This window comes from Caballeronia sp. AZ10_KS36, assembly GCF_023631105.1.
Classification (GTDB): domain Bacteria; phylum Pseudomonadota; class Gammaproteobacteria; order Burkholderiales; family Burkholderiaceae; genus Caballeronia.
This window is the reverse complement of sequence record NZ_JALQDQ010000028.1, coordinates 115,761-127,857: the sequence shown is the minus strand read 5'-3', so window position 1 is coordinate 127,857 and position 12,097 is coordinate 115,761. Positions and strand designations below refer to the sequence as shown.

General features: G+C 64.5%; 10 protein-coding genes. 4 read left to right on the top strand and 6 right to left on the bottom strand.

Annotated elements, in window-relative coordinates; translation table 11 throughout:
- Window positions 1–33: 33 nt before the first annotated feature.
- From NCR35_RS19000 to NCR35_RS18985, 4 genes are all read right to left on the bottom strand, one after another.
- Entirely contained in the window at window positions 34–1,611 is a 1,578-nt protein-coding gene (locus tag NCR35_RS19000; RefSeq protein ID WP_250535640.1) for a methyl-accepting chemotaxis protein, read from the bottom strand.
- Between the two features lie 139 nt (window positions 1,612–1,750).
- The gene (locus NCR35_RS18995; protein WP_244849654.1) at window positions 1,751–2,542 is read right to left on the bottom strand and encodes a 3-hydroxybutyrate dehydrogenase; all 792 of its coding nucleotides are present in this window, start codon (window positions 2,540–2,542) and stop codon (window positions 1,751–1,753) included.
- 66 nt (window positions 2,543–2,608) lie between these two features.
- Window positions 2,609–3,337 (bottom strand): GNAT family N-acetyltransferase, encoded by a 729-nt coding sequence (locus tag NCR35_RS18990; RefSeq protein WP_250535639.1) that lies wholly within the window; start codon window positions 3,335–3,337, stop codon window positions 2,609–2,611.
- A gap of 698 nt (window positions 3,338–4,035) precedes the next feature.
- On the bottom strand, window positions 4,036–5,436 hold the full coding sequence (locus NCR35_RS18985; protein ID WP_250535638.1) for a GntP family permease: 1,401 nt from the start codon (window positions 5,434–5,436) through the stop codon (window positions 4,036–4,038).
- 275 nt (window positions 5,437–5,711) lie between these two features.
- Here NCR35_RS18985 and NCR35_RS18980 point away from each other — a divergent pair, with 275 nt between their 5' ends.
- Both NCR35_RS18980 and NCR35_RS18975 read left to right on the top strand, forming a co-directional pair.
- A complete protein-coding gene (locus NCR35_RS18980; RefSeq protein WP_250535637.1) occupies window positions 5,712–7,145 on the top strand; it encodes a sigma-54 interaction domain-containing protein in 1,434 nt (477 codons plus the stop codon).
- Between the two features lie 99 nt (window positions 7,146–7,244).
- Window positions 7,245–7,499, top strand: coding sequence for a hypothetical protein (locus tag NCR35_RS18975; protein WP_175940781.1), 255 nt, complete (start codon window positions 7,245–7,247; stop codon window positions 7,497–7,499).
- Between the two features lie 12 nt (window positions 7,500–7,511).
- On the opposite strand, the gene NCR35_RS18970 is transcribed toward NCR35_RS18975, so the two are convergent.
- Window positions 7,512–8,081, bottom strand: coding sequence for a lipocalin family protein (locus tag NCR35_RS18970; RefSeq protein WP_244849650.1), 570 nt, complete (start codon window positions 8,079–8,081; stop codon window positions 7,512–7,514).
- A gap of 461 nt (window positions 8,082–8,542) precedes the next feature.
- Between NCR35_RS18970 and NCR35_RS18965 the strand changes: the two genes are divergently transcribed.
- Both NCR35_RS18965 and NCR35_RS18960 read left to right on the top strand, forming a co-directional pair.
- Window positions 8,543–9,517 (top strand): AEC family transporter, encoded by a 975-nt coding sequence (locus tag NCR35_RS18965; RefSeq protein WP_250535636.1) that lies wholly within the window; start codon window positions 8,543–8,545, stop codon window positions 9,515–9,517.
- A gap of 578 nt (window positions 9,518–10,095) precedes the next feature.
- Window positions 10,096–10,647: an NADPH-dependent FMN reductase gene (locus NCR35_RS18960; RefSeq protein WP_206468949.1), complete on the top strand. Its 552-nt coding sequence runs from the start codon at window positions 10,096–10,098 to the stop codon at window positions 10,645–10,647.
- Between the two features lie 71 nt (window positions 10,648–10,718).
- Here NCR35_RS18960 and NCR35_RS18955 read toward each other — a convergent pair whose 3' ends face one another.
- A complete protein-coding gene (locus NCR35_RS18955; RefSeq protein ID WP_250535635.1) occupies window positions 10,719–12,092 on the bottom strand; it encodes a hypothetical protein in 1,374 nt (457 codons plus the stop codon).
- Window positions 12,093–12,097: the final 5 nt, after the last annotated feature.

The window sequence follows — 12,097 nt, the reverse complement described above, 5'->3', positions numbered from 1 at the left end:
TCCCGATAGTACCAAGCGCCGCGCGCTTGCAGACTACGCCGTCGCCGGTTCGCGCGGCGGCGCGACCGTGAAGAGCCGCACGGCTTCGTCCAGGACGACCGCGCGCTCGGCGAGCCGCTTCGCGGTCGTCGCCGCCTGCTCGACGAGCGCGGCGTTTTGCTGCGTCGAATCGTCCAGATGCGCGACCGCCTGATTCACCTGCGCGATGCCTTCGGCCTGCTCGCCGCTCGCCTTCGCCACTTCCATGATGATGGTCGAGACGCGATGCACCGCTTCGTCGATGGCGCGCATCTGGCTCGTCGTGCGCGACACGAGGCTCGTGCCTTCCTCGATCTGCGCGACGCTCGTGGCGACGACGCTCTCGATTTCCTTCGCCGACGCCGCGCACCGCTGCGCGAGGTTGCGCACTTCGGTCGCGACGACGGCGAACGAGCGGCCCGCTTCGCCCGCGCGCGCCGCTTCCACGGCGGCGTTGAGCGCGAGAATGTTCGTCTGGAACGCGATGCCGTCGATTACGTCGGTGATATCCGCGATCCGGCGCGACGCGGCCGTGATGCCCGCCATCGTTCGCTCGACCTGGCTCGCGATGCGTCCGCCGTCTTCCGCCGCCGACTGCGCTTCCTTGACGACTTCGAGCGCGCGCACCGTGGCGTCCGCGTTGCCCTGAACCGTCGTGGTGAGCTGGTCCATCGTCGCGGCCGTCTGTTCGAGCGACGCCGCCTGCAATTCGGTGCGGCGCGACAGATCCGTGTTGCCGCTGGCGATGTCGCGTGCGGCGTCGAGCATGCCGCCGATCTGGCCGCGCACGTCGAAGACGATCGCCGCGAGATTCGCCTTCAACTGGCCGAGCGCGCGCTGCACGTCGCCGAGATCGTCGTGGCGCGCGGCGGGCATGTCGACCGTGAGATCGCCTGCGGCCATGCGCGCGGCGAATCCCGACATGGTCCGCACCGGCGCGTCCAGCTGACGCGAAAGCGCGAGCCATCCCGCGAAGCTCGCCGCCGCGCCCGCGCCGAGCGCGATCCAGAACGGCAGCGGCGGCGCGCCACGCCAGGCGACAAGCGCCGCGATCAGCGCAGCGACGGGCGCCGCCGCGAAACCCGCCGCGACGCGCATCGTCACCGGCACGCGCCCGAGCGCCGCCAGCTTGCCCGCGATGCCGCGCCTGATGAGCGCGCCGCGTTCGAGCCGGTATGGCGCATTGCCGGCGCGCATCGTCGCGTAGAGAGCTTCCGCTTCTTTGACTTCGGCGCGGCTCGGCTTCACGCGGACGCTCAGATAGCCGACCGCCTTGCCGTGCTCCATCACGGGCGTGACGTTGGCGCGCACCCAGTAGTGGTCGCCGTTCTTGCGGCGGTTCTTGACGAGCGCGGTCCACGAACGGCCGGCACGCACGGTCGACCACAAGTCCGCGAATGCTTCGCGCGGCATGTCCGGATGCCGGATGATGTTGTGCGGCTGGCCGATCAGTTCTTCGCGCGTGAATCCCGACACGTCGACGAAAGCCGGATTGCAGTACTGAATGTTGCCGGAGAGATCCGTGGCGGAGACCAGCATTTCTGCTGCGGGGAAATCGAATTCTCGCTGGGTAACGGGCTGGTTGTCGCGCATGATGTCCTTTCTGGTTTGCTTCGCGAGGCGCGTTCCGACGTCGAACGCCACCTCGCATTACAAGGACATAACGGCTAATAGCCCTACCGACTTGAGGGATACCGGCGCCGCGCGGATGCGGCGCATTGTCGCTGGACGCTTACTGCGCGCTCCATCCCCCGTCGATCTGCAACGCCGAGCCGCGCATCTCGCTTGCGGCGTCCGAGCACAGAAACACGGCCATGTCGCCGATCTGCTGCGGCGTCACGAACTGCGCGGACGGCTGTTTTTCGCCGAGCAGTTTCGCGCGGGCGGCGTCGGGCGAGAGCGATTCGCGGGCGGCGAGGTCGTCGATCTGCTTTTGCACGAGCGGCGTCAGCACGAAGCCGGGGCAAATAGCGTTGACGGTGACGCCCGTGCGCGCGTTTTCGAGCGCGGCCACCTTCGTGAGTCCGAGAATGCCGTGCTTGGCCGCGACATACGCCGACTTGCCCGCCGAGCCGACGAGCCCATGCACCGACGCGATGTTGATGACACGGCCCCAGCCGCGCTCGCGCATGCCGGGCAGCGCGACGCGCATGGTATGAAACGCGGAACTCAGGTTGATCGCGATGATCGCGTCCCAGCGTTCGACCGGAAATTCGTCGATGGTCGCGACGTGCTGGATGCCTGCGTTGTTCACGAGAATGTCGAGCGCGCCGAAGCGTTCCGCCGCGAACGCGATCATGGCTTCGATCTCGGCGGGCTTGGTCATATCGGCCGCGTGATGCACGGCCTTCGCGCCGGTTGCCTCGATCTGCGCGAGCGCGCCGCTCACGTCGCCGAAGCCGTTCAGCACGAGATTGGCCCCCGCTTGCGCGAGCGCCGTGGCAATGCCGAGGCCGATACCGCTCGTCGAGCCGGTCACGAGCGCGGTCTTGCCGGCCAGGTTGTTCGATGCGGATTGAGTCATGAGCGGTTTCCTTTTCCTGTAGCGCTGCGGGTACGACTATCTTCGATATTAATCAAAACGGGACAGCTAATCGCTTTCAGGCGTCGCCTGCGCGACCGATTTTCGCACGACGCGATTCACGACGCGCATGGCGCGTTCGCGTGTCTGTTTGACGAATTGCTTCGTCATATAACCGGTTTGTCCCCACGGCGTGGCGAGCACCATGAACGAGGACATCGGATACGACTCGCCGCCGCTCCACGACGTTTTATAGCGTTGCTCGCCGGGACCGAAGTCGAAGTCGAGACGATGTTCGAAAGCCCATTTCACACATTCATCGACGAGAATGGTGCCCGGTGAGAATTTCTTCAGGTTCATATCGTAAGTGATCGCGATGAGATAGAAGGTATTGCTATTCATCGAAACGATATTCGCCGCGACCGGTTCGCCATTGAACGTCATGACGAAGAGCCGAAAGATTCCGGAGGCCGCGGCAGGACCGGAAAGAAGCGCCTTCCAGAATTTCAGGCTGGCATCCGAGAATGTCCATAGACTCTCCCCGATTTTCTCGGTCGCCCACTTTCGTTTTTGAACCACGAACCATTCGATAAACGATTCGAGGCGCGGATCCGAAGGTTCGATCAACTCGATTTTGAACTGTCCTTCCTTCGCGAGCCGCCGTTTGAGGTACTCCGGCTTGGTTTTCTCTCGTCCGGACCGCGAGCGGCTGAAAGCATTCCAGTCCTGAACGCCGCGTAAGGCAGCGTAAGGCGTGAGGTCATCTTCTTCGCGGCGAATTACCGCCTGGCGCTTCACGCACGCATAAAGCGGCGAAGTCTTGCGAATGCGCCATAACTCGAAAACGTCGGCACGCGTGGCTCGCACGGTCTCTTTGTACAGCGCCTCGACGATTTGCTGCGCGTCCTTTTCCGGTGCGACGAGAATATCGCTCGGCGAACGGTTTTGCGGTGTCAGCGGTTCAGCGAATTTCCAGCAATTGCGATACGACACGAGCAACGGCCACACGGCCACCATTTTTCCGTTGCGCCTCGCGACGACACAGTGCGGTTTGCGCCGCGTGCCGACGTGTTCGCTCATCAGGCTGCTATAGCAATATTCGAATGATTGAAAATATTCGCCGTCGACGAGGCGATATAATGCGGTCCATTCCGCTTCGAGAGCGCGAATGCTTTCGGGATCGCGGCAGTGCTCGAATGCCAACGACCGATCGGCGGACGCCGGAATAACAGCGCGAGAGACATTTTCTTTTTCAGGAGTCAGATTCACGTAAAAGCCCGCGATTGAGATGTTCCAGATTAAGCGTGAGCACATGCTTACGCTGGATGCGCTGTCGTCTCGTCATTTTATCAGGCATCAATTAATCGAGCACAAAACTGGCGCATTAGATACTAAATGACCGACTATCGGGCGGTAATGAGGGTAAACCTGCTCGTTTTAATCGGACAAACAATAGCAAATGGCCGCCGCGCTAAAGCGTGCGGCCATTCGATGCATTACACGATGCCAGTTGCGTAGTAGACGCCGATGACGAAGAACACCGCCAGCGTCTTGATGACGGTGACGGCGAAAATGTCGCGATAGGACTCGCGGTGCGTCAGTCCGGTGACCGCGAGCAGCGTAATGACCGCGCCGTTGTGCGGCAGCGTGTCCATGCCGCCGCTCGCCATCGCGACCACGCGGTGCAGGACTTCCAGCGGAATATGCGCCGCTTCCGCGCCCTTGATGAAGAGGTCCGACATGGCGGCGAGCGCGATGCTCATGCCGCCCGACGCGGACCCCGTGATGCCAGCGAGCGAACTAACGGAAATCGCGGCGTTGACGAGCGGATTCGGGATGCTCTTCAGCGCGTCCGAGACGACCAGGAAGCCTGGCAGCGCCGCGATCACGCCGCCGAAGCCATATTCCGACGCGGTGTTCATCGCGGCGAGCAGCGCCCCCGCCACGGCGGCGCGCGTGCCCGGCGCGAAACGCTCCTTCACGCGGGAAAACGCCGTCAGCAGAACGAGCAGAATGCCGAGCAGCAACGCGCCTTCGACCGCCCAGATCGCGATGACCGGCTTGATGGCCGTGGTCACCGGCGTGTGCACGCCTGGCAGCGCGCTGGGCGCGACGGTATAACTCGCGCCGTACCACGTCGGAATCCAGCGCGTGAGCGCGAAGTTCGCAACACCGACGAGCACGAGTGGCGCGACCGCGAGCAGCGGATTCGGCATGTTGGTGGATTCGACGCGTTCCGGCTCGTTCACGAGCGAGGTGCCGTAGCCTTCGCCCTTGGCCATGGCCGAGCGTCGGCGCCACTCCAGAAACGAGAGCCCCACGACGATGATGAACACCGAGCCGATTACGCCCAGCCACGGCGCGGCCCAGCCGGTCGTCTTGAAGAACGTCGTCGGGATGATGTTCTGGATCTGCGGCGTGCCGGGCAGCGAATCCATCGTGAAAGAGAACGCGCCGAGCGCGATGGCGCCGGGCATCAGCCGCTTCGGGATATTGCTCTGCCGGTACATTTCCGCTGCGAACGGATACACGGCGAACACGACCACGAAGAGCGACACGCCGCCATAGGTGAGCAATGCGCATACGGCGACGATCACCGCATTGACCCGCGACTTGCCGATGTAGCGGATCGCGGCGGCAACGATCGATTCCGAGAATCCGGAGAGTTCGATCACCTTGCCGAACACCGCGCCGAGCAGGAACACGGGGAAGTAGAGCTTCACGAAGCCGACCATCTTCTCCATGAAGATGCCCGAGAACACCGGCGCGACGGCGGCGGGATCCGTGAGCAGGACGGCCGCGAGCGCGGCGATCGGCGCGAAAAGGATGACGCTGTAGCCGCGATAGGCGGCCAGCATCAGGAACGCCAGGGCGGCGAGCACGATGAGGAACGACATTGAGTCTCCGTTAATGGTTGTTTTTTGAACTTCGTCGACGGCTTCTTCGGCGGGCCGCCGGCGGCGCGCAAATATGCAGCTTCCGTGCCAATGGTCTGGAAGGCACACCGGCGCGAGCGCAAAGGCGGCGCGACTTGCGGGAAGCCGCCCGATTGTCTCCGAAAAGAGACGGCCAAGCTTTCGCCCGACTTACTTCACGCGCCATATAAGCCTGTCGACTGTCTCCGATATGAGATACGCTGTCGCCAATAAGAGAAAGATGGAGACACGCGCCGATGCGCAACGACTGGATCAACGTACCCGCCGACTACAGCGACGTCATGCGGCGCGCCATGGAGTCGCTCTTCAAGACGTTCGAGAATCTGAGCGAAGGCACTTTTATCGTCGATGCCGACGCCCGCGTCGTCTGGATCAACAAGCGTTATGCGGCGCGCTTCGGCTTCTCCGATCCGACCGATGCCATCGGTCTCGACTGCGAAGCGGTGATCCCGAACAGCCTGATGCGCGAAGTCGTCGCGACCGGCAAGCCGATTCTGCTCGACGTGCTCGAGACGGACCGCGAGCCGCTCGTCGTCACGCGCCTGCCGTTGAAGGACGACCAGGGCGCGACCGTCGGCGCAATCGGCTTCGCGCTCTTCGACGAGATGAAGGCGCTCACGCCGCTCTTCGCGCATTACTCGCGCGTGCAGCAGGAATTGATCGCGACGCGGCAGTCGCTCGCGCAGGCGCGGCGGGCGAAGTACACGTTCGCGAGCTTCGTCGGCACGAGCCCGGCGAGTCTCGAAGTGAAGCGGCAGGCGCGGCGCGCGGCGCTCGTCGATTCGCCCGTGCTGCTGCTCGGCGAAACCGGCACTGGCAAGGAACTGCTCGCGCACGCGATCCACGGCGCATCGACGCGGGCGGCCAAGCCGCTCGTTACCGTCAACGTCGCGGCGATCCCGGACACGCTGCTCGAAGTGGAGTTTTTCGGCGCGGCGCCGGGCGCGTACACGGGCGCGGAACGCAAAGGGCGTGTCGGCAAATTCGAACTGGCGGATGGCGGCACGCTGTTTCTCGACGAAATCGGCGACATGCCGCTGCCGTTGCAGGGCAAGCTCTTGCGCGTGTTGCAGGACAAAGAGTTCGAGCCGCTCGGGTCGAACCGCATCGTGCGCGCGGACGTGCGCATCATCGCGGCGACGTCGGCGGACTTGCCCTCGCTCGTCGCGGCGGGGCGCTTTCGCGCCGACCTGTTCTATCGTCTGAACGTGCTGACGATCCACGCGCCGCCTCTGCGGGAGCGGCTCGGCGATATCGAGGCACTCGCGTACGCGATCCTCGAAGACCTGTCGGGCGAAGCGCGCACGGGCCGCATCCGCCAGTTCGTGCTTCACGACGACGCGCTGCGTCTTCTGACCGCGTGCGCGTGGCCCGGCAACGTGCGCGAGCTGCGCAACACGCTCGAACGGGCGCTGATGCTTTCGGACAGCGAGCATATCGACGCGCGCGCTCTCTCTCCCTTCATCGACTCGAAGCCGGCCGCGCCGCTCGAAAAGACACAGATGGAAGCGCCTGTCCCCTACGCGCAGGCGATGAACGACTTCGAACGCCGCTTTCTCGCCGACGCATTGCGCGCGAGCGGCGGGCGCGTGGTGGAAGCAGCGCAACGCATCGGCATCGGGCGGGCGACGATGTACAAGAAGATCGCGGCACTCGGCATCGATGTGTGAACATCGCGCCGGGCGTCGTAAATCGGCGCGAAAGCTGTGCGTGGCATACTCGCGAAACCACGTAATCAACAATAACGACCTGAAAACAAGGGGTGCGGGATGAAGCTCGGCAAGGCAATCGGCCATATCGTCATGCTCGCTGCGAGCGCGTGGGCGCTCGGCGGATGCAGCAGCGCGCCGCCGCTTTTTTCCGCCGACGGCCGGCCGACGCAACTCGTCACCTGTCCGGCCTATGGCGGCTGGCGTCTGTGTACCGACAACGCGAAGGTGGCGTGTCCCGCCGGCTACGACGTGCTCGATCAGTCGAGCGACAACAACCAGAATTCGCTGCTGCTCGCCTGCAAGGCGAACTGAGCCGGAGCGCGCTCAGTCGTGCTGCGTTTCGCGCAGCATCGTCGTGTCGTAGCCGAGCGCGGCGGCGCGCACGAGCAGCGTGCGGCGCAATTCGGCCGAAGGGCGGGCCTCGCGCGTGAGAATCCACAGATAGCGGCCCGTCGGCTCGCCGACGATAGACCACGAATAGTCGTCGGCGTGATCGAGAATCCAGTAGTCGCCGACATAGAACGGCCCGAAGAACGAGACCTTGAGCTTCGTTCCGTTCGACCCGGGCACGACCTTCGCGCGTCCTTCCGCCGAGCGGTATCGCCCGGTCAGGCTGCCTTCGCGGCACGCGTTGATGACCGAAATGAGACCGTCCTCACGCCGCGCGTAGTTAGCGGTGACGGCTTCGCAATTGCGCTCGAAGCGGTTTTCGTAGCGGGCGAATTCGAACCAGTGGCCGAGATAGCGGTCGAGGTCCACGGCCTTCGACGGCTCCGGCACGTTCTCGTTTCCGCTGCGCTTGGCGCCTTTCAGTCCATAGGCCGCGAGCGCGCCGATGCCTCCTATCGCTATCAGCGCCGCGGCGCCATACGCCCAAGGTCGTCGTGATTTCATTGCGTTTGAAGTCCGTTAGAGACCAATCGGTTAGCAATGAGCGTTCCGACGCGAGCGGTCCCGGAAAGTCTCACCTTTGGCGCGTGCGGCGTGGTGCGGCAGCCCGGCGGCTATGCCGAAAGCCGTTGCGATCATTGGCTTTTTTCCCGCGTGCCGATCACGCGCTAGGCCGCGCTCGCCGCCTCCCGAAACGTCTCACCTCAAAGCGCAGCGGCGCAGTGACAGCGAAACGTCGAGCGAGTGTGTCGCCCGCAAGGCTGAAAATCGGCGAAACCCGCGTTCTGTCTGGAATCAACGACTTGCGGCGATTAGTGAAAGCTCTGTCACGCGTGCGCCGAATCGTGAAGTGAGAGCCGTCGGCGCAGCGGTCCTCACCGTCCGGCCGCTCCCGAAACCTCTCACCTAACTATCTGCGAGTATGCTTTCGGCTCTTCCGATTCCGCTCGCGCCAGCGTTCTTTCATGTCATCGCCGGTTTCTTCGCCCGTTGCGTTTCTCTCGTCGCTCGTCGGTCCGCTCGTCACCATCGTCTTGCCGGTCTTCGGCCTGATCGCTGCGGGCTACGCGTGCCGCAAGCTCAACAAGCTCGGGCCCACGGCGGCGTCCGAGTTGAACCGCTTCGTCGTTTATCTCGCGCTCCCGGCGCTGCTCTTCGACATCATGGCGAAGACGCCGTTGAAGATGCTCGACCAACCGGCGTTCATCGCGGCATTCGGCATCGGATCGGCGGTCGTGTTCGTGCTGACGCTCGGCGTGCGGCTGATGCAAGCCCGTCCGCTCGCCGATGCCAGCATCGACGGGCTGAACGCCGCTTATCCGAACACGGGCTTCGTGGGCTTGCCGCTCTGCCTGCTCGCGTTCGGCAAGCCGAGCCTCGCGCCCGCCGTCATCGCGACGATCATGACCGTGTGCGTGCTCTTCGGCATCGCGATCGTGCTGATCGAACTCGGCTTGCAAGCGGGAAGCGGTATCGGCGCGACGCTGTGGCGCGTCACGAAGTCGCTCGGAAGGAACCCGCTGCTGATCGCGCCGGTCGCGGGCGCGTTGATGAGCGGCAGCGGCGCGACGGTGCCCGAAGGCGCGGAAGCGCTCATCAAGCTGCTCGGCGGCGCGGCGAGTCCGTGCGCGCTGGTCGCGCTCGGGCTCTTTCTCGGCGCGAAGGGCGAAGCGCGCAACGCGCGGACGACGAGCGCGCTCGTCGCGCTCAAGCTCCTGGCGCAGCCGCTTCTGACGTGGTGGCTCGCGGTCCAGGTGTTCGCGCTGCCGCCGCTGTGGGCCAAAAGCGCCGTGATTCTCAGCGCGCTGCCGACCGGCACCGGCCCGTTCATGCTCGCCGAGTTCTACCGGCGCGAGGGCAGCGTGACGTCGAGCACGATCCTTTTTTCGACCGTGCTGTCGCTCGTCACGGTCACGCTCTGTCTCGCGCTGATGGTGTGACCGCGCTCCGATTATTGCAAACGCGGCAAATATCACTTTAGTCGAAGCCGCTTTTTCCGCCGTCGTGACGCCGATAAAGTTCGCCTCATCCGATCCGACCGGTCGGTCAACGAACTCAGCGGAGGCATTCCATGAAGCGCATTCTTTCCATTCTCGCCGCATCCGTCGCTCTTTTCGCAGCAGCCGGCGCTGCGCAAGCGGCCGATTCTCAGCCGTCGACGTGTCAGGGCACGGCCGCGCAATGCAACGTCTTTTTCGGTCAATGAGAGGCGTTTCCCATCCCACAGAAAGGGCCTGCCGTCGCGCTTTGTTTCGTTCCTGAATCGAAAAGCGCGGTCCGCCAGTCGTTTCGCGTACTTATCCACAGTTTCTGTGGATAAACGTGGGGATAGCTCGCCGCAAAGCGAGTGTTCATGCGGCGCGGGCTGGACTGCCCGATTGGTTACAGAAACGGAGCCGCGGACCATTCGCGGCATCCCCGTGACGATCGCCGGGCGATGGGCCTATGATGTGCTCTCGCGTTGGTTACAGATGACGTATCGATGGTTTAATCTCATCCTTTCGACGGGGGAAATGTCATGGCGTACAAGATCGCAGTGGTCGTGGGGAGCCTGCGCAAGGATTCATACAACCGGCAACTTGCGCACGCGCTCGAATCGCTCGCGCCGAGCGATTTCACTTTCGAGCATCTGGACATCGGCAGCCTGCCGCTCTACAGCCAGGAATACGACAGCGACTTCCCCGAAGCCGCGCGCACGCTCAAGCAGAAGATTTCCGAAGCCGACGGACTGCTCTTCGTCACGCCCGAATACAACCGCTCGATTCCCGGCGTGCTGAAGAACGCGCTCGACTGGGGCTCGCGGCCGTGGGGACAAAGCGCGTGGGGCGGCAAGCCGGGCGCGGTCATCGGCACGTCGGTCGGCGCCATCGGCACGGCGCTCGCGCAGGCGCATCTGCGCAGCGTGTGCGCGTACCTCGACGTCGCGCTGATGGGCCAGCCGGAGATGTACATCAAGCATGACGAAAAGCGCATCGACGCGAACGGAAATATCGTGAGCGAAGACACGCGCAAGTTCTTGCAAACCTTCGTGGACAGATACGTCGCGTGGGTGCGCGATTTCGCTGCCTGAGGCTGAGGCGCGTTACGAACGACAACGGCCCGCGCGAAGCGGGCCGTCGTCATTTGAACCGGGGATCGCGGTCACACGTGATGGTGCCCCGTCACGCGATCCCAGCCGTGACGGATCGCCGCCTTGAAGCGGTCCCACGTATCGCCTTCGGGATGGCGGCTCTCCCAGTCCCGCCGCATCTCATACTCCATCTGGTCGTCCCACGCGCGGTCGCGGAAACGCTCGTCGTTGCCGAGCGTCGCGCCGTAGCGATACGCGCGCTCATAGTCCTCGTACGGCTCGCCGGTCGTCGCGTACTTCGTGGCGTAGTCGGCGCGGAAGTCTTCTTCGTAATCCATGTACTCGTTCGGCACCGTGCGCGGACCGAGCGGAACCGCAGCCTGCGACGCCGCCGACGTGCCGATCGGATCGCCTGCCGCGCCCATCGCGGGCATCGACTGCGATTGCACCTGATTCTGCATGTTCAGTTGCTGCGGCTTGGCGGGCTCGTCCAGCGTGCTCAACGGCTCGATCGTGTCGATGGAGCGCCAGTCCGTGTTCGGATCGACGTGCACGCCGGTCAGCGGATCGGTCTGCGCCTGTGTTTGCGCCTGTCCTTGCGATGCAGTCGCCGGCTTCGTTTCGACTTGTTCGTATTGCGTCGTGGAAGGCTCCGGCGTGCCGCGCTGCGGGCGCGTCGCCGGCATCAGCGGATCGTCGGCGGGGTCGGTCACGTAGTCGCGCGAGGTCAGCGTCGCGGGATCGGAGCGCGTGAAGGCTTCGGCGCCCGTTTCGCTGCCGATTCCGCCGCCCGCCGGCGTGCGCGGCTCGCCGATCGGATCGAGCAGCGGATCGCCGAGCGGACCGGCGAGCGGGTCGATGACCGGCGGCGCCACCGGATCGGCAACCGGCGCGTCCGAGCGCGGATAAGCGCGCGCGCGCGGCACGTCCGCACGCGGCGGATTCACGGGATCGCGGCCCGGAACGCCGCTGCCGCGACCGAGGCCGAGTTCGTCGAGAATCGAATGATCGCGGTCGTCGGTGGTCGCGGGCGGCGTCGCGGCCGCGCCGTGCGAGAGCGTGGACCAGCTCGCCGCGCGTTCATCGATGTCGATGGCGCCGCAGTCGGTCAGCGTCGTGCGCGCGATGTCGGCTTGCGTCTCGCTCGGCGTATCGACGGCGACGAGCACCGCGCCCCGGCGCACCGCTTCCGAATAATGCGCGACTTCCGGCGGATGATCGCGTCCGCCGAAGAGCATGCTGAAGAACCGCTCGATGTTGGCGAGCACGCCGGGCTGCGCGTGCGTCTCGGCGTCGCTCAAGCTCGACGGCTGCGCGGCATCGTCCCGCTTCGGGTTCGCCTGAAGCTCGATATCGCCGCGCGCGAAGCCGGCCGTGACGAGCGCCGAGCGCGCATCCTCGGCCTGGGTGTAGGTATCGAATACTCCGATGACGGTGTGTCGCATGGTCG